Annotated in this window: 14 protein-coding genes; 11 read left to right on the top strand and 3 right to left on the bottom strand. The window is 47.8% G+C overall.

Features of this window, described 5'->3' with window-relative positions:
• Nucleotides 1–741: 741 nt before the first annotated feature.
• A complete protein-coding gene (locus HMPREF2794_RS01450; protein WP_055271421.1) occupies nucleotides 742–2,994 on the top strand; it encodes an inorganic phosphate transporter in 2,253 nt (750 codons plus the stop codon).
• A gap of 344 nt (nucleotides 2,995–3,338) precedes the next feature.
• On the opposite strand, the gene HMPREF2794_RS01455 is transcribed toward HMPREF2794_RS01450, so the two are convergent.
• Nucleotides 3,339–3,560: a carboxypeptidase-like regulatory domain-containing protein gene (locus tag HMPREF2794_RS01455; RefSeq protein ID WP_055271422.1), complete on the bottom strand. Its 222-nt coding sequence runs from the start codon at nucleotides 3,558–3,560 to the stop codon at nucleotides 3,339–3,341.
• 329 nt (nucleotides 3,561–3,889) lie between these two features.
• On the opposite strand from HMPREF2794_RS01455, the gene HMPREF2794_RS01460 reads away from it, so the two are divergent.
• Together HMPREF2794_RS01460 and HMPREF2794_RS01465 are read left to right on the top strand one after the other, a co-directional pair.
• Nucleotides 3,890–6,871: a SusC/RagA family TonB-linked outer membrane protein gene (locus HMPREF2794_RS01460; RefSeq protein WP_255323218.1), complete on the top strand. Its 2,982-nt coding sequence runs from the start codon at nucleotides 3,890–3,892 to the stop codon at nucleotides 6,869–6,871.
• A gap of 11 nt (nucleotides 6,872–6,882) precedes the next feature.
• The gene (locus HMPREF2794_RS01465) at nucleotides 6,883–8,496 is read left to right on the top strand and encodes a SusD/RagB family nutrient-binding outer membrane lipoprotein (RefSeq protein WP_022301007.1); all 1,614 of its coding nucleotides are present in this window, start codon (nucleotides 6,883–6,885) and stop codon (nucleotides 8,494–8,496) included.
• 62 nt (nucleotides 8,497–8,558) lie between these two features.
• Here the strand turns inward: HMPREF2794_RS01465 and HMPREF2794_RS28730 are convergent, their stop codons facing one another.
• Both HMPREF2794_RS28730 and HMPREF2794_RS01470 read right to left on the bottom strand, forming a co-directional pair.
• Nucleotides 8,559–8,732 (bottom strand): hypothetical protein, encoded by a 174-nt coding sequence (locus tag HMPREF2794_RS28730; RefSeq protein ID WP_153880789.1) that lies wholly within the window; start codon nucleotides 8,730–8,732, stop codon nucleotides 8,559–8,561.
• Nucleotides 8,733–8,897: 165 nt separating this feature from the next.
• Nucleotides 8,898–9,296, bottom strand: a complete 399-nt coding sequence (locus tag HMPREF2794_RS01470) for a response regulator (RefSeq protein WP_010539267.1) — start codon at nucleotides 9,294–9,296, stop codon at nucleotides 8,898–8,900.
• A gap of 144 nt (nucleotides 9,297–9,440) precedes the next feature.
• On the opposite strand from HMPREF2794_RS01470, the gene HMPREF2794_RS01475 reads away from it, so the two are divergent.
• The 8 genes from HMPREF2794_RS01475 to HMPREF2794_RS01510 all read left to right on the top strand — a co-directional run bounded on the left by HMPREF2794_RS01475 (nucleotide 9,441) and on the right by HMPREF2794_RS01510 (nucleotide 19,222).
• Nucleotides 9,441–11,078 (top strand): ABC-F family ATP-binding cassette domain-containing protein, encoded by a 1,638-nt coding sequence (locus HMPREF2794_RS01475; RefSeq protein ID WP_008761073.1) that lies wholly within the window; start codon nucleotides 9,441–9,443, stop codon nucleotides 11,076–11,078.
• An 87-nt stretch (nucleotides 11,079–11,165) separates the two neighbouring features.
• Nucleotides 11,166–11,747, top strand: coding sequence for an ATPase (locus HMPREF2794_RS01480; RefSeq protein ID WP_010539268.1), 582 nt, complete (start codon nucleotides 11,166–11,168; stop codon nucleotides 11,745–11,747).
• A complete protein-coding gene (locus HMPREF2794_RS01485; RefSeq protein ID WP_010539269.1) occupies nucleotides 11,737–11,949 on the top strand; it encodes a hypothetical protein in 213 nt (70 codons plus the stop codon). Before HMPREF2794_RS01480 ends, HMPREF2794_RS01485 begins: the two co-directional genes overlap by 11 nt.
• Nucleotides 11,950–12,017: 68 nt before the next feature.
• Nucleotides 12,018–12,428 (top strand): DUF6769 family protein, encoded by a 411-nt coding sequence (locus tag HMPREF2794_RS01490; RefSeq protein WP_010539270.1) that lies wholly within the window; start codon nucleotides 12,018–12,020, stop codon nucleotides 12,426–12,428.
• Between the two features lie 87 nt (nucleotides 12,429–12,515).
• The gene (locus tag HMPREF2794_RS01495) at nucleotides 12,516–13,814 is read left to right on the top strand and encodes an efflux RND transporter periplasmic adaptor subunit (RefSeq protein ID WP_022301005.1); all 1,299 of its coding nucleotides are present in this window, start codon (nucleotides 12,516–12,518) and stop codon (nucleotides 13,812–13,814) included.
• 132 nt (nucleotides 13,815–13,946) lie between these two features.
• Entirely contained in the window at nucleotides 13,947–17,087 is a 3,141-nt protein-coding gene (locus tag HMPREF2794_RS01500) for an efflux RND transporter permease subunit (RefSeq protein ID WP_010539272.1), read from the top strand.
• A 41-nt stretch (nucleotides 17,088–17,128) separates the two neighbouring features.
• Nucleotides 17,129–18,322, top strand: a complete 1,194-nt coding sequence (locus tag HMPREF2794_RS01505) for a TolC family protein (RefSeq protein ID WP_070750695.1) — start codon at nucleotides 17,129–17,131, stop codon at nucleotides 18,320–18,322.
• Nucleotides 18,323–18,403: 81 nt separating this feature from the next.
• Complete coding sequence (locus HMPREF2794_RS01510; protein ID WP_022301004.1) at nucleotides 18,404–19,222, top strand: hypothetical protein; 819 nt, start codon at nucleotides 18,404–18,406, stop codon at nucleotides 19,220–19,222.
• The last annotated feature ends 58 nt before the right edge of the window (nucleotides 19,223–19,280 follow it).

A 19,280-nucleotide genomic window follows, 5' to 3' on the forward strand; every position in this document is an offset into this window, starting at 1 on the left:
AATCCGTGCCTAATCCTCAATTTATAATTTAGTTTATTTCTGTACGGATTTGAGCTAAATTAGAAGCTAGCAGTATCTTTATTGGGGCCGAATAAAAAGTCGGTAGTATCTCAAATCTCCTCCTTCGGGAAAGAGGGGAAGCCATGCGGATAGTCAGTTCAAATCCATGCAGACAGCTAGCTCAAATCCATACGGATAGTCAGCTCAAATCCGTACATAAATAAGTGACCAGTTACAATAGCAAACCAACTCAACGATTCAAACTCCCCCTAAAAATAAACGACAATACAATCCATTAAAAAAGAAGTTTCTTTCCCACATCTTTTTTCTAACTAACAAGCCATCAGCAACAAACGCCCTACAACCACACAAGCAATATAGCAAAAAACAACTCCACCGCACCACATCCCCCCTATCATCTTACATACTCCCCTCTCACCCCCCCGCATGCATCCCACCCCGCATGGTTCCCCCGGCCTACTTTTTTCTCCGTCAAGCGAGCGCCCGTAACGAAGCGTTAAGAAGGGCAGACTGTTTGAGCGTAGCGAGTTTCTGCCCTTTAGCACAGTGAAGGAAGCGAGTAGGAGAAAAAAGTAAGCCTTGAATTTTTCTTTGGTTCTTTCTTTTGTTTCAAGACAAAAGAAAGAACGCTGTAACACAAATGTAACATGTATGACATCCCCCTGCAACCTCAAATCCCGTCCTTTGCACCCGAAAAAAATAACATACACAACTTTCTTTATGGAGACAATTTACTTATGCATTATCATTTTCCTGTTCGTCCTCGCCGTCTTCGACTTGATAGTCGGTGTCAGTAACGATGCAGTCAACTTTCTGAATTCGGCGGTAGGAGCCAAGGCCGCCTCGTTCAAAACCATCCTTTTCATTGCCGGTATCGGTATTTTCATCGGTGCCTCCCTGTCCAATGGTATGATGGACATTGCCCGGCACGGCATCTACCAGCCCGAGCATTTCTACTTTGCCGAAATCATGTGTATCCTGCTCGCCGTCATGCTGACCGATGTCGTCCTGCTGGACGTATTCAATTCGATGGGGATGCCCACCTCCACCACCGTTTCGCTGGTATTCGAGTTGCTCGGAGGCACCTTCGCCCTCTCCCTGATCAAAGTAAACAATGACGCCACTCTCGCCATGGGCGACCTGATCAATACCGACAAAGCCCTTTCCGTCATCATGGCCATCTTTGTGTCCGTAGCCATTGCCTTCTTTTTTGGTATGTTAGTACAGTGGCTCGCCCGCATCATCTTCACGTTCAACTACACGAAAAACATCAAATACAGCATCGGTCTGTTCGGTGGCATAGCCGCCACTTCCATCATCTACTTTATGCTGATCAAAGGGCTGAAAGACAGCTCCTTCATGACTCCCGAAAACAAACAGTGGATACAAGACAACACCCTCTTGCTGATCGGCAGCTTCTTCGTCTTCTTCACAATACTAATGCAAGTGCTCCACTGGCTCAAAGTCAACGTATTCAAAGTAGTGGTACTGATGGGAACCTTCGCCCTCGCCCTCGCCTTCGCCGGTAACGACCTTGTCAACTTCATCGGAGTTCCTCTCGCAGGCTACTCCTCCTTCATAGATTACACCACCAACGGAACAGGAACAAGCCCGGACAGCTTCCTGATGACTTCGCTGCTGGGTCCTGCCAAAACCCCTTGGTACTTCCTGATCGGAGCGGGCACCATCATGGTCTTCGCCCTCTGTACCTCTAAAAAGGCACATGCCGTTATCAAAACCTCGGTAGACCTTTCCCGACAGGACGAAGGAGAAGAAAACTTCGGCAGCACACCGATGGCACGCACACTGGTCCGTTTCAGCATGGCCCTTGCCAACGGAACCTCCCGCATCATGCCCGAAGGCGCGAAACAATGGATCAACTCCCGTTTCCGTAAAAATGAAGCCATCATAGCCGACGGAGCCGCTTTCGACCTCGTCCGTGCCTCTGTCAACCTCGTTCTCGCCGGACTGCTCATCGCCTTGGGAACATCACTGAAACTGCCCCTCTCCACTACCTACGTCACTTTCATGGTAGCGATGGGTACCTCGCTCGCCGACCGTGCATGGGGACGTGATTCTGCCGTTTATCGTATCACAGGCGTTCTGAGCGTCATCGGTGGCTGGTTCATCACTGCCGGAGCCGCCTTCACCATCTGTTTCTTCGTAGCTCTCGTGCTGCACTATGGTGGAAACATCTCCATCATCGCACTGATCGGAATCGCCATCTTCATCCTGATCCGCAGCCAAGTGATGTACAAAAAACGCAAAGCGAAAGAGCAAGGCAACGAAACGCTGAAACAACTGATGCAAACTTCCGACAGCGAAGAGGCCCTGCAACTGATGCGTAAACATACCCGCGAGGAACTCGCCAAAGTACTGGAATACGCCGAAACGAATTTCGAACTGACCGTCACCTCCTTCATTCACGAAAACCTGCGCGGACTGCGCCGTGCCATGGGCTCTACGAAATTCGAAAAGCAACTCATCAAACAGATGAAACGCACCGGAACCGTAGCCATGTGCCGTCTCGACAACAACACCGTGCTCGAAAAAGGGCTTTACTACTACCAGGGCAACGACTTCGCCAGCGAACTGGTATACAGCATCTCGCGCCTCTGCGAGCCTTGCCTCGAACACATCGACAATAACTTCAACCCTCTTGACGCCATTCAAAAAGGTGAATTCAGCGATGTAGCCGAAGACATCACCTACTTGATTCAGCAATGCCGCAAGAAGCTGGAAAACAACGATTATCAGAATATGGAAGAAGAAATCCGTCGTGCCAACGACCTCAACGGACAGCTCTCGCAACTGAAACGCAAAGAATTGCAACGCATCCAGAGTCAAGCGGGCAGCATCCGGGTAAGTATGGTTTATCTGACTATGGTGCAGGAAGCGCAAAATGTAGTGACTTACATCATTAATCTGATGAAAGTAAGCCGTAAATTCCAAATGGAAACAGAAATGCCGTAAGGCTGCTCATCCCCAAAGCACACAACAAAAGGGTTTATCTTCAAAAAGTCTATCCAAATGAATCAAAGTATGCATTAAAGATAAACCGGAAAAAGCAAGAAGGGCTGCTCCCAAATAGAAATGAGGCAGCCCTTCTTATATTATAATAAGGTAGAACCTAAGCATCCGTCGTCTTGAAAACGAGCGAAGCCCTGCCCGAAAAAGAACACTGATATCGAAAAAGAGGAAGATAAAGTTGCGATTACAGTAAGGGAGTCGTGAAACCTAGTTGCGGAAGCAGTATTTATAGTCTGATTTACAATAAGATAAGACAGAAAAAGAGGAAAAAGAGGGACTTTAAAATATTAATAAGTCTTAGAAGAACTTGGTACATTCGTAATTGTAAACTTACCATCAATATCCGTGATAGTACCAAGAGTAGTGCCACTCACCAATACGGAGGCACCCACAACAGGCAGGCCATCTTCCTCGGCAGTTACCACACCGGTAACTCGGGATGTCTGCGCTGTCACCAGACCTATACCCACAAAAAGGAAGGTCATAAAGAACATCAATTTTCTTTTCATAAATTCTCTCTTAAATTTAACCTATAAATAGACTTCTAGTCTCTAACAGGTTGCAAAGATAACACTATTTATATCAAAATTAAAAAAGTGTTACGTTTTTAACTATAAAGTAGCATATTGAAAGAAATTATCAAAGAAATAGATACAACAAGAAGGCTCTACTATTAATTTTGCGATATTTAAACAACATAGTGCGACATAAAGAAAGTGTTAAAACCGACATTATCATAAAAAGAACATCAGGAAATCATTCAAAATGGTATCTTTTTATCATTTTATGCTTAAATAGCCTCAATAACACTTAACGCTTCCGGAAAAGAGAATCCCCCATCATACCAAGTTCTTCTAAAACTTTGCGCGTTTCCTATGTAGGAATGGTTCCGCAAACTGTAACGATCAAACAAGGAGTCATCAACGTAGTATTAAAAAGTGACGCCAAAGCACTGGATGAAGTAGTAGTAACGGCAATGGGTATCTCACGCGAAAAGAAAGCATTGGGATATGCCGTTCAGGATGTAAAATCCGAACAACTGACGCAAGCTTCCAACTCCAGTCTGGCAGGAGCGCTGCAAGGAAAAGTATCCGGTTTGGATATCAAACCTTCGAGTGGTATGCCGGGGGCATCTTCGCAGATTACGATCCGTGGTGCACGTTCTTTCTCCGGAGACAACACTCCTCTATATGTGATTGACGGAATGGCGGTAACAAGTACCCCAGACGTGGATACACAGATACAGAACAACGGTAGTGTGAGCGGTGTGGACTTTGCCAACCGTGCGGTAGACATCGACCCGAACGACATTGAAAGCATCAACATCCTCAAAGGACAGGCAGCTTCGGCACTTTACGGTATCCGTGCTTCCAATGGTGTAATCATCATCACCACCAAAAGCGGTAAGGGACTGGAGAAAGGCAAACCACAGGTCAGCTTCTCATCCAATGTCAGCTTTGACGTGATTGGGCGTCTGCCCGAATTCCAGAAAACGTATGCGCAAGGGTCCGGTGGCAATTACAGCCCTACTTCGGGGCTATCCTGGGGACCTAAAATCTCCGAACTGCCCAACGACTCCAAATACGGCGGTAACACCGACAATGAATTCACCCAAAAGCACGGCAAGCAATCCGGCAAATATTATGTGCCACAGCGCGCCTCAGCAGGTCTCGCCCCTTGGGCTGCTCCACAGGCTTACGACAACGCAAAAGATTTCTTCGAGACAGGCGTGACTTGGAGCAACTCACTGAACGTAGCGCAAACACTGGAAAAAAGTTCTTACTCCGTATCGCTGGGAAATACGCATCAGGATGGTATTATCCCCAAAACAGGTATGGACAGATATAACGTGAAAGTGAGCGCAGAAACAAAGCTGACCAATAATTTCACGACAGGTTTCGCCGGAAATTACATCACAACTTCCATCGACAAAGCGGTAACTTCCGGAAACGGTCTGCTGAGAACCGTTTACGCATCTCCCGCAAGCTACGACCTGGCAGGTATTCCTAGCCATGTGGACGGTGACATCTATAAGCAAAATTCTTTCCGCGGCAGTTTTGACAACGCTTACTGGGCGATAGACAACAACAAATATACGGAAGACACCAACCGTTTCTTCGGAAATATATACGCCAACTACCAAACAGATTTCGGCACCGCCAACCACAAGCTGAATGCGAAATACATGGTGGGTGTTGACGCCTACACCACGCACTACTCCGACAGCTACGGATACGGAAGCAACACCGGAGGCGGTCGCGGCCAGATAGAAAACTACGGCTGGACAAACGCTACCTACAACTCATTGCTGACCATCAATTACGACTGGCACATCAATGACGACTGGGGCCTGAATGCTGTAGTCGGTAATGAGTTCATCCAAAGCAACAGAAAGAAATACTACGAATACGGATCAAACTACAACTTCGCAGGGTGGAACCACATTAACAATGCCACCACTCAGCAAACGGAAGAGGAAAGGTGGAAAAACCGTACAGTCGGTTTCTTCGCCAACGTATCGGCTGCGTACAGAAACATGCTTTATCTGACAGTAACCGGACGTCAAGACTATGTATCCAACATGCCGCGTGACAACCGTTCGTTCTTCTATCCTTCCGTGTCAGCAGGGTTCATCCTGACAGAACTCGAGGAACTGAAAAACGACGTAGTCAATTACGCCAAACTGAGAGTTTCTTATGCAGAAGTAGGACAGGCAGGGGATTTCCTTGAAAATTATTACTCGACTCCAACGTACGGAGGAGGTTTTTATTCGCTGAACCCCATTATGTACCCGATCAAAGGTACCACTGCGTACACCCCTTATTACACCATATTCGACCCGAATCTGAAACCTCAGAATACACGTTCTTACGAAATCGGTGCTGACGTGAATTTCTTCAACAACCTGATCACGTTGAACTACACTTATTCGCGCCAAAACGTTACAGACCAAATATTCTCAGTGCCTTTGGCTTCTTCTACCGGCGCCAGCAAACTGTTGACCAACGGTGGTAAAATTCATACCGACACGCATGAAATCACATTGGGCTTCAACCCGATCCGCACTAAGAATATCGACTGGGATTTCGCTTTCAACTGGACAAAGATTGACAACTATGTAGACGAACTGGCTCCGGGCGTAGAAAACATCTCACTAGGAGGTTACGTCACTCCACAGGTTCGCGCATCGGCAGGAGAAAAATTCCCTGTCATCTACGGCGTAGGTTACAAGAGAGACGCTGACGGCAACCGACTGGTTGACGAAAACGGTCTGCCCATCGCCGGCGAAGCGCAAGTGATCGGAAAAGTTTCTCCGGATTTCGTAATGGGCTTCAACACTTCATTACGCCTGTGGAAATGTACCATCAGTGCTGTTCTCGACTGGAAACAAGGCGGTCAGATGTACAGCAGAACCACCGGTCTGTCCGACTATTACGGTGTAAGCAAAAGAACAGAGAACCGTGAAGGAACAATCATCTTTGACGGTTACAAACAGGATGGAACCAAAAACGACATCGCCATCACAGGAGCCAATGCACAGCAAGTGTACTACAGCCGTCTGAACGATATTGATGAATCTTCCGTATATGACAATTCTTTCATCAAACTTCGCGAAGTTGCAGTGAGCTACAAAGTACTCCAGAAAAAATGGATGGAACTTTCTGTGAACGCGTTCGCCAGAAACATTTTGGTTTGGGCGCAAATGCCTGACCTCGACCCGGAAGCCAGCCAAGGAAACAACAACATGTCCGGAGCTTTCGAAGACTATTCAATGCCGCAAACAGCTAGCTTTGGTTTCGGCTTTAATATTAAATTTTAATCTGCAAGACAATGAAAAAATATAAATCAATAGGAAAATTGCTGGCAGTTTCTTTCTTTACTGCTGTCATTGCTTCTGCTTGTACGGAAGATGCAATGGACAAAGTCAACAAGAATCCCAATAATCCGCAGGATGCCCCGGCGAAATTTTTGATAACCGACTTGGGAGTCAGCACTGCATTCAGTACAGTAGGGGGAGATTTTTCACTCTATTCGTCCGTTTATATGGAACACGAAGCGGGCATCGGCAACCAGCTCTACCGCGCAGAAGTCCGCAGCGGTGAACCGACCACTGCCACCACTTACAATAATGCGTGGATCAGCGTTTACGCCAATATTAAGAATGCAAAAATTGTGATCAATAAATGCCAGGAAGATCCCTCGGAAAAAGGAAATGTGGTAACTGAAGCGATAGCCAGAATCCTCCTGGCTTACAACGGCGCGGTAGTAGCCGATGTGTTCGGAGACACTCCTTTCAGCGAAACAGGAATTTTGAATCCGGACGGTACGCCGATGTATATGCAGCCTAAAATCGATTCGCAGGAATCTATCTACAAAGAAGTTATGCAGAACTTGGATGACGCCATCACGCTCTTGAAAGATGGAACAGCCGAAGACGAAGGTCTGTCCGGTGCAGTTGGATCTAAAGACCTCATCTATGGGTCGGACCCGGATGCACAAGCCGGCCTGTGGCTCAAGACGGCTTATGCCCTGAAAGCACGCTATACAATGCGCTTGCTCAACAAAAGCGCCAACCAGACAACTGACCTCCAGAATATCCTGACCTATGTAAGCAAATCATTTACAGATGCAAGTGAAGAGTGCAAACTGGATATTTATGACGGCGACTCTCAGTTAAATCCTCTCTGGGCTTTCAGTTATAGCCGCAACAGTCTTGCTGCCAGCGAAAGCCTTATCGAGAAATTTGCAGAAAGAAATGACCCGAGAGCCCCACGGTCATTTACTCAACCTGATCCGAGCGGAAATGTCGCTTACGGAGGTGGTGCAAAGCAAGCCACTACAATCGATGCTATCAAAGTGGCTCCTAACGGCACCCCTCAGGAATTACAGAATAATTACGGCATGTCTATGGCCTCATGGGCTATGACTGCGCCTACACAACTGATCAGCTATCATGAAGTTAAATTCCTTGAAGCAGAAGCACTGTGCCGCCTTGGAGGCAGAACTGATGATGCCAAAGCAGCTTTGAAAGATGCAGTTGTCGCCGCATTCTCCAATCTGGAAAATACAGTTGCCGACGCTGCCAGAAACTGGTTAGGTGGAAAAGCCGACTTTTTGGGTAATGCCGTTGCTGAAGCTTATTTTGACAACGAAGTAGCTCCTCTCTTTGCCGCTAACCCATTAAAAGAAACAATGATACAAAAATATCTGGCATTCTTCGGAGCATCCGGCGAATCTCTGGAAGCTTACAACGATTATCGTCGTATGAAAGGCGCAAACGAGAATTTAGTGGAGCTGAAAAATCCGCTGAACTCAAACAGATTCCCGCTGCGTTTTGGTTACGGAGCAGATGACGTATTGGCCAATGTAGCCATTAAAGAAGCCTTCGGTGACGGGCAATACGTATATTCCGAACCCGTTTGGTGGGCAGGCGGAAGCCGATAAAAATTGCTCTTAAATCTCTCAAAGGAGAGCTTTACATAGAGTCGTTTCTGAACTCTAACAAATTAACGGAAACGAACAGAAATAGGCTGACCGTGAGGTTCGCCTATTTTACTTTTAAAGGCTTTTCCCGCCAAAGGGGCAAGCCACTCCAACGTCCGGGTTACAGGATCAATCTGAAAACCCGGTTTACACTGAAACGTCCGGACATAGTTGACGGGGACAATGTGGATTTTCATATATAAGAATCCATATAATCCCCGTCAGCCATTTGTTAATATCACAAATACAAAACAGGAAAAAACGCCTGCGTTGTTATACCTTATTTCTACTCTTCAATACCGTTTTGCCGAATAAAGATCGTTTTTACCGAAGCAAAGGACTATTTACCGGGAAAAAACGGCTTACCAGACAAGTTCGGGAAAATACTTCGTCAGCGTACCGCGAAGAATCGACAACGTAATCGGCTTCACCAGCACTTCACTGGCTCCCGCATTCATCGCATTCTCCTTGTCAGAGCTGAAAGCATAGGCAGTCTGCATGATGATAGGAATTTCCTTGTTTTCCTCGCGAATAATCTTTGTAGCATCCAGTCCGTTCATCACAGGCATTTTGATGTCCATCAGGATCGCTTTGGCCTCTTTGCCGTATTCCTTGAACAGTGCCACGATTTCTTCACCGTTTTTCGCCCACTGTATATCACATTTCTTTCCGATGATTGCTTTGATCAGTTTGAAGTTGCTGTCGTCGTCTTCAGCCACTAGGATAAGAGGTCTGAATTCATTTGTTTGTCCGCCTTCCATATCGTTTCTATATTATTTTTAAATTTATTCTTTTTAATTACTTTTTAGTCAACATATTTCAGTTAATAATGCTTTTCAGCCCGCAAGTTATAAAAAAGATTGATATATTTCGCTATCTTTGCGCCTCAAATTATAAAGAATTGTATGATTTCCATAGACGGACTAGCCGTAGAGTTTAGCGGCACTACCCTATTTAGTGATATTTCTTTCGTTATCAATGAAAAAGACCGCATCGCCCTGATGGGAAAAAACGGAGCGGGGAAAAGTACGTTACTCAAGATTCTGGCAGGGGTCAGACAGCCTACCCGTGGTAAGGTATCGGCCCCAAAAGACTGCGTGGTAGCCTATCTTCCACAGCATTTGATGACGGAAGACGGCAGAACGGTGTTTGCCGAAACAGCACAGGCTTTCGCACATCTGCACGAGATGGAAGCACGGATCGACGCACTGAACAAGGAGTTGGAAACGAGAACAGACTACGAAAGCGACAGTTATATGGCGCTCATAGAGGAAGTATCCGCCCTGAGCGAAAAATTTTACTCCATCGACGCCACCAACTACGAAGAGGATGTAGAAAAATCATTACTTGGTCTCGGTTTTACCCGCGAAGATTTCCAGCGGCAGACAAGCGACTTCAGCGGTGGCTGGCGCATGCGTATCGAACTCGCCAAACTGTTGCTGCAAAAACCGGACGTACTCCTGCTCGACGAGCCGACCAACCATCTGGACATCGAATCGATCCAGTGGCTGGAAGATTTCCTGATAAATAACGGCAAAGCGGTCATCGTGATCAGCCACGACCGTAAATTCGTGGACAACATCACCACCCGCACCATCGAAGTTACGATGGGACGTATCTACGACTACAAAGTTAACTACTCCCAATATCTGCAACTGCGCAAGGAACGTCGCGAACAGCAACAGAAGGCTTATGACGAACAGCAGAAATTCATCGCCGAGACGGAAGCATTCATCGAACGTTTCAAGGGGACGTATTCGAAGACTTTACAGGTGCAGAGCCGTGTCAAGATGCTGGAGAAACTGGAGCTGCTGGAAGTAGACGAAGAAGATACCTCGGCACTACGGCTGAAGTTCCCTCCTTCGCCCCGTTCGGGCAGCTATCCTGTCACGATGGAAGGCGTAGGAAAGACATACGGAGACCATGTCGTATTCCGCAATGCCAATCTGACGATTGAACGTGGCGATAAAGTGGCTTTTGTAGGCAAGAACGGTGAGGGAAAATCGACGCTTGTCAAATGTATCATGAACGAGATCGACCATGACGGCACACTGACACTGGGACATAATGTACAAATCGGATATTTCGCCCAGAACCAGGCCTCGCTGATGGATGAAAACCTGACAGTGTTCCAGACAATTGACGATGTGGCCAAAGGAGAAATACGCAACAAGATACGTGATTTGCTCGGTGCATTCATGTTTGGCGGACCGGAGGAGTCTATGAAAAAAGTCAAAGTGCTTTCGGGAGGGGAACGTACCCGTCTGGCAATGATCAAGCTCTTGCTGGAACCGGTCAACCTACTGATTCTGGATGAGCCGACCAACCACCTCGACATGAAAACCAAAGATATCCTCAAACAAGCGCTGATGGATTTTGACGGTACGCTGATTGTCGTTTCGCACGACCGTGACTTCCTTGACGGACTGGTGACGAAAGTTTACGAATTCGGCAATAAGAAGGTGACAGAGCATCTTTGCGGCATCTACGAATTCCTCGAAAAGAAGAAAATGGACTCGTTGCAGGAACTGGAAAAGAAATAATAAACAATAAAAAGACATGATCTGCTTTAGGTGAAAAGAAAAGTATTTGTATATTTGTCACATTATATCTGAAACAGATAATTTGAAATGGATGAAACAAGGCAATTATATATTATAAGCGGATGCAATGGAGCTGGAAAAACAACAGCTTCTTACACTGTATTGCCTGAAATATTATTGTGCAAAGAATTTGTCAATGCTGATGAGATTGCAAAAGGGTTATCACCGTTCAATCCGGAAAGTATGGCTATAGAAGCCGGACGTTTAATGTTGAAACGTATTGACGAGCTATTGGCAGCAAGAATTAGTTTCTCCATTGAAACGACATTAGCGACTCGCTCGTATACACGACTCATTACGAGAGCACAAAATGCCGGATATAAAGTAAGCCTGATCTATTTTTGGCTGAATTCTCCGGAATTAGCAGTCAACCGTGTATTACAACGGGTCAACGAAGGAGGGCACAATGTGCCTATAGATACAATCTACCGCCGCTATCAGGCAGGCATAAACAACCTGTTCCGAATATATGCGTCACGTGTAGATTATTGGTTATTAGCAGATAACAGTGTCTCTCCCCGAGTAATCGTAGCCGAAGGCTGCCAACAAGGTGAGGACCGGATATACGAACTTGAACTTTTTAATCGCATCAAAAGTTATGTCAAATAATGAAATGCAAGAATTGAGTGATAAACTGCGGCGTGGGCTTCAACTGGCCGAACAACGGCTACTGGAAAAAAATGCCCGCCACGGTAAACTCCTTAGCCAAGGCACGCCCGATGGAAAAGTGATTTACGTTTCCGCCACAGAATTGCTCGAACGCTTGCAGGAACAAGAGAAAGAGAAAAGGATAGGGTCGGAAAAGAAATAATGAAGTTTTACAATTAAAGATATATTGGAAGTTTCACTAAATTTGAAAGCATTTTTGTAAAATAAAGGATGAAAGGGAAGAAACGATTTATAGTAACGATGCTGTTCATTATCAACATTATTATGTTGGTAGCCGCCGTTATTCCCCATCATCACCACCCCAACGGGATGATCTGCATGAAGCAGGACCAACCGGTTGAGCAGCAATGCCCCAACCACCATCATCACCCCGCCAGCGACTCATGCTGCAGCAGCGAATGCATGACACGCTTCCATTCTCCTATCCCCTCCGTACACACTGACAGCGGTCCGAACTACGTATTCATCGCCACCCTGTTTACGGATGTGATCATCGAACATTTATTACGACCGCAGGAAAGACGAGTCAAGAACTACTACATCTATCGTGAATCCCTGCATGGTACGAAAATTCCTCGTACCTCCTCCCTTCGCGCCCCTCCCTACTCTGTTTTTGCGTAAAGACGTAAATGCAAGCAAGTTGCATCTGCGTTACTCTATCTTTGCAGCGTAAAATAAACAGTAAAACTTAGTAGGAAAATTACATTTATGAAGAAACTTATCTTTATAGGAGTGCTGGGCTTATTCGCCCTTGGCTCTTGCAATAGTAAAAAGACCGGTCATGAAGGACATGACCACGAAACCGTCACACACAATCATGATGAGCACGAAGGACATGAGCACGAAACAGAAGGACATGACCACGAAGCCGAAGGTGCCGACCATTCACACGAAGGTGAATGCAGCGGAGGCCACGACCACGACAAGGATGCCGGAAAGAGCAGTAAGGCTGCCGGCGAACACAGTGAACCAGCCGGAGAACACAGCGACGAAATCATTCTCCCGAAAGCGAAAGCCGACGCAGCCGGTGTGAAGGTCAGCACCATCACACCGGCCCCCTTCCAGCAAGTCATCAAAACAAGCGGACAGGTATTAGCTGCCCAAGGAGACGAATCGGTTGCCGTAGCTACGGTAGCCGGAGTCGTTTCTTTCCGTGGAAAAGTGACGGAAGGAATGAGCGTTGGCCGCGGCACTCCGCTGATTACCATTTCTTCGCACAACATCGCCGACGGTGATCCGGTACAACGTGCCCGAATCGCTTATGAGGTGTCTAAAAAGGAATACGAGCGAATGAAGTCACTTGTCAAAAACAAGATTGTGTCTGACAAAGATTTCGCACAAGCGGAGCAGAACTACGAGAATGCGCGTCTCAGCTACGAAGCACTTGCCAAAAATCATTCTGCCATAGGCCAGAATATCACCGCGCCCATTGCCGGATACGTGAAAAGCATTCTGGTCAACGAGGGAGACTACGTCACCATCGGTCAGCCACTGGTCAGCGTGACGCAGAACCGCCGGCTTTTCCTCCGCGCTGAAGTATCGGAAAAATACTATCCATACCTGCGCACTATCAGTTCCGCCAATTTCCAGACTCCTTATAATAATAAGGTGTACGAACTGAAAGAACTGAGCGGCAAACTGCTTTCCTTCGGAAAAACGTCCGGAGACAACTCATTCTATGTGCCCGTCACTTTCGAATTTGACAATAAAGGCGAAGTGATTCCGGGATCATTTGTCGAAGTTTACCTGCTTTCCTCTGAACTGGAAAACGTGATCTCTTTACCTCGCACCGCCTTAACGGAAGAGCAAGGTATCTTCTTCGTATACCTGCAACTGGATGAAGAAGGCTATAAAAAGCAGGAAGTAACTCTCGGTGCCGACAATGGCAAAAGCGTACAAATACTGACCGGAGTCAAGGCCGGAGACCGCGTAGTGACCGAAGGGGCTTATCAGGTTCGTCTGGCAAGTGCAAGCAACGCCATACCTGCGCACAGCCACGAACATTAGCGGCAGCAGCAAGGTGCCGTAAGCGGATTTCCTTGCAGTGCACACAGAATTAGTTATAATTACGCAAGTTTACCCCCTGCACAGCTTCTTCAAAAGTGAACGGGGGGAACCAAACTTAATCAATGAAATATCATGCTAAATAAAATCATACATTACTCCCTGCACAACCGACTGGTTGTGCTCTGCGCGGCCATTCTCCTGCTCATCGGGGGAACTTACACCGCCATGCATACGGAAGTAGACGTGTTTCCCGACCTGAACGCCCCGACAGTGGTCATCATGACCGAAGCCAACGGTATGGCAGCCGAGGAAGTGGAACAGCTCGTCACCTTCCCCGTCGAAACAGCTGTAAACGGGGCTACCGGCGTGCGCCGTGTCCGTTCTTCGTCGACCAACGGTTTCTCCGTTGTCTGGGTAGAATTCGACTGGGGCACAGATATATACCTCGCCCGTCAAATCGTCAGCGAAAAACTGGCGGTAGTCAGCGAGTCACTTCCTGTCAACGTAGGCAAACCCACGCTGGGCCCCCAGTCATCCATCCTGGGCGAAATGCTGATTGTCGGTCTGACCGCCGACTCCACCTCTATGCTCGATCTCCGGACGATTGCCGACTGGACCATCCGCCCGCGCCTGCTCTCCACCGGAGGGGTGGCACAAGTAGCAGTGCTCGGAGGTGATATCAAGGAATACCAGATTCAGCTGGACCCCGAACGGATGCGCCACTATGGGGTGTCGATGGGCGAAGTAATGGCTGTCACCCAAGATATGAATCTGAACGCCAACGGAGGCGTACTTTATGAATTCGGAAATGAATACATCGTGCGCGGAGTACTTTCCACCCAAAAAGTGGAAGAACTCGGCAAAGCGGTAGTGAAGACGGTGAACAGCTTTCCGGTGACACTGGAAGATATCGCCGACGTAAAAGTTGGGCCGAAAGCCCCGAAACTGGGTACTGCCTCGGAACGTGGCAAACCCGCGGTATTAATGACCGTCACCAAACAGCCCGCCACCAGTACACTGGAATTGACGGACAAACTGGAAGCTTCCCTGCAAGACCTTCAGAAGAATCTGCCTGCGGACGTAAAAGTTTCTACAGACATTTTCCGCCAGAGCCGCTTTATCGAAAGCTCTATCGGCAACGTGAAGAAGTCCCTTTTCGAAGGAGGTATCTTCGTCGTCATCGTACTTTTCCTGTTTTTGGCCAATGTGCGCACCACACTGATTTCACTGGTGACACTGCCTCTCTCACTGCTCGTCTCTATCCTCACGCTTCACTACATGGGGCTGACAATCAACACGATGAGTCTGGGAGGTATGGCGATTGCCATCGGTTCGCTGGTGGACGACGCCATTGTCGATGTGGAAAATGTATATAAGCGACTGCGGGAAAACCGTCAGAAAGCGGAAGCTGAACGACTCAGCACACTGGAAGTGGTATTCAACGCTTCGAAGGAAGTGCGAATGCCGATTCTTAACTCAACGCTGATCATCGTTGTCAGCTTCATCCCTTTGTTCTTCCTGAGCGGAATGGAAGGACGCATGCTGGTGCCGCTGGGCATTGCATTCATCGTGGCGCTGTTCGCTTCTACGGTGGTTGCCCTGACACTGACTCCGGTACTCTGCTCGTATCTGCTGGGCAGCAACAAGACCAATAAAGAACTGAAAGAATCGTTCGTAGCCCGCTGGATGAAAGGCATTTACGAGAAAGCGCTGACATGGGTGCTGGCACACAAACGTGCGACGCTGGGAGGTACAATCGCCCTCTTTCTCGTTGCTCTGGGGGTATTCTTCACACTCGGACGCAGCTTCCTGCCTTCGTTCAATGAGGGCTCGTTTACCATCAATATCAGTTCGCTGCCGGGTATTTCGCTGGAAGAGAGCAACAAAATGGGACACCGTGCCGAAGAACTGCTGCTCACCATCCCCGAAATACAAACCGTAGCCCGCAAAACGGGACGTGCCGAACTGGATGAACATGCGCTCGGAGTAAACGTTTCGGAAATAGAGGCCCCGTTCGAACTGAAAGACCGCCCGCGCAGCGAACTCGTTGCCGAGGTACGCGAAAAGCTCGGAACGATCACAGGAGCGAACATCGAAATTGGTCAGCCCATCAGCCACCGTATCGACGCGATGTTGTCCGGTACGAAAGCAAATATCGCCATCAAACTATTCGGAGATGACCTGAACAAGATGTTCTCACTGGGAAATCAGATCAAGGGAGCCATCAGTGACATTCCGGGAATTGCCGACCTGAACGTGGAACAGCAAATCGAACGCCCGCAGCTGAAAATACAGCCCAAACGGGAAATGCTGGCGAAATTCGGCATCACCTTGCCGGAATTCTCCGAATACGTGAACGTGGCGCTGGCAGGAAAAGTCATCTCGCAAGTGTACGAGCAGGGCAAAAGCTTCGACCTCATCGTGAAGGTGAAGGACGACGCACGCGACGAAATGGAGAAAATACGTAACTTAATGGTGGATACCAACGACGGACGCAAAGTTCCGCTGAACTACGTAGCGGAAGTCGTTTCCTCGATGGGACCGAACACGATCAACCGCGAAAACGTAAAACGGAAAATCGTCATCTCCGCGAATGTAGCCGACCGTGACCTCCGCAGTGTTGTCAACGATATTCAGAAGCAGGTTGATGCCTCCATTCAGTTGCCCGAAGGCTACCACATCGAATATGGCGGCCAGTTTGAAAGCGAACAGGCAGCCAGCCGCACCTTGGCGTTGACCTCTTTTATGAGCATCGTCATTATCTTCCTGCTGCTCTACCACGAATTCCGCAGTGTCAAAGAATCGGGTGTGATTTTGCTGAACCTGCCGCTGGCGTTGATCGGCGGTGTCTTTGCTCTCGTCATCACGACCGGAGAAGTGAGTATTCCGGCAATTATCGGTTTCATCTCTCTGTTCGGCATAGCGACCCGTAACGGTATGCTGCTCATCAGCCACTACAACCATCTGCAACAGGTAGAGGGATTGAACGTGTACGACAGTGTGATACAAGGCTCTCTCGACCGTCTGAACCCGATTCTGATGACGGCTCTCTCCTCTGCCCTGGCACTGATTCCGTTGGCTTTGGGCGGTGATTTGCCGGGCAACGAGATCCAGAGCCCGATGGCGAAGGTAATTTTGGGCGGACTTTTAACATCGACTTTCCTGAACGGTTTCATCGTTCCGATTGTTTATCTGATGATGCACCGGAAAAAAGAAGGTGAAGTCGCTGAAATTCAGGGAGGAACGATAGAGGCTGCAACAGAAACCGTGTAGCCGGCTACGGAGGATAAATAGAAACGAATAAAGAAAAAAGTATGAAACGAATCATCATTATAGGCTCTTTGATAAGTTGCGCACTTCTCGCCCCGACGGGCGAAGTGCGCGCCCAAAGCGGTATCGAACAGGTTTTGAAGAATATTGAAACCAACAATAAGGAGTTGCAGGCAAATGCCCAGCTGATCGCTTCGCAAAAGCTGGAAGCCAAAACGGACAACAACCTGCCTGATCCGACATTGTCTTATGCTCACCTTTGGGGCGCGAAAGATAAAAACGAAACGATTGGCGAACTTGTTGTCTCGCAAAGCTTCGATTTTCCGAGTTTATACGCCACCCGCAACAAACTGAATCGGCTGAAGGCAGGTGCTTTTGACAGTCAGGCGATCATTTTCCGGCAGGAAAAGTTACTGCTGGCGAAAGAGGTGTGCCTGGACATTATTATGCTCCGCCAGCAAAAGCACATTCTGGAGGAACGGCTGCGCAATGCGGAAGAACTCGCCAAAATGTACGCTAAACGCCTGCAAACCGGAGATGCGAACGCACTGGAAACGAATAAAATCAATCTGGAACTGCTGAATGTCAAAACGGAAACTTCGCTCAATGAGACCGCCCTGCGTAATAAACTGCAGGAACTGAACACATTGAACGGCAACATCCCCGTAGTTTTCGAAGAAAGCGCGTATCCCGCAACGCCTTTCCCCGCCGACTATCAGATGCTGAAATCGGAAGTGCTTTCTGCCGACCGCACCCTGATGGCGTTCAACAACGAAAGCCTCGTTGCCCGCAAGCAGATCGCCGTCAACAAATCGCAATGGCTCCCGAAGTTGGAACTCGGCTATCGCCGGAACACGGAAACCGGAACTCCATTCAACGGAGTAGTAGTCGGCTTCTCCTTCCCGCTTTTCGAGAACCGTAACAAAGTGAAGATAGCCAAAGCACAAGCGCTGAACATCGACTTGCAAAAAGACAACGCCGCCCTGCAAGTGGAATCTGAACTGGCGCAGCTTTATCGGGAAGCCAAGACACTGCATACTTCGATGGAGGAATACCGGAAAACCTTTCAGGCGCAACAAGACCTCGCCCTGCTGAAACAAGCTCTGACAGGGGGACAAATCAGTATGATCGAGTATTTTGTGGAAGTATCCGTCATTTATCAAAGTCATCAGAATTATCTCCAATTGGAGAATCAATATCAAAAGGCGATGGCACGGATTTATAAAAGCAAGTTATAAATTCTTCTTTATTTCGTCTTTATGATTGAATAAATAAAAAGAATGCATTACATTTGGGGAGTATAAAAACACTAAACTATTATGAAAACTAGAACCCTCTCTTACTCCTCCATTTTGTTTTGCATTCTTCTTTTATGGAGTGCCTGCAAAGAGGATGCCGACGCTCCTCTCCGGTTTTATGACAGCAAATACGAGGTGCCCATGGGTGGAAGACGCTACCTGGGAATTGAAAGCGGAAACGGAGATTACTCACTGGAAATTGGAAATGCTCACATCGCAAGCGCCGGAACAGAAATCGGCTGGAGCGGAGTTCCTGCCGGATGCCAGATTTACGTAACCGGTATTCTCACCGGAAGCACTTACCTGAAAGTGACGGACAATGCCACACAGGAAACGTGTACCCTGCCCATCAAAGTAGTGGATAACTACGAAGATATAAATCTGATTCGCAACTCTATACGTCCCAACATAGACAAGAATCTCCTGCCCGGCATCGACGACATCTTTCTCATCAGCAACGCTGCCCGGGACGCTTACTTCTTCAAACAAGGAAAGCAAACTGCCTTTTCATCAGGACTGGAGTTAATCACCAAGGGGAGTTATGCATTGGAACAAGGAACGGACGATAGACTGACATTAAGCCTTACTTTTTCGCTGGACGCAGCACCGCCCTCAGAACATAAATTCATCTTATGGGGAACTCCCTACTTATCTCACCGACTGGACAAGAACCTGCAACTGAACTGGGGGACACCGCCTCTCGAAGATACCCGGACATCGCCCGAGCCGCCTCCATCCTATACATTGGAAGAAATTACGGAAGGAGGAGAACCGGGAACAGGCAGACAAATCGGTTTCATGCTGAATTATAAGGAAATACCTACCGGAATACTTCCTTAAGAATGAACTAAATGAAGAATGATGAATGAAGAATTACTGTGCAGCGTGATAGCGCAGC

The sequence above is a fragment of the Bacteroides sp. HMSC067B03 genome (assembly GCF_001811315.1).
GTDB classification, from domain to species: Bacteria; Bacteroidota; Bacteroidia; order Bacteroidales; family Bacteroidaceae; genus Bacteroides; species Bacteroides faecis.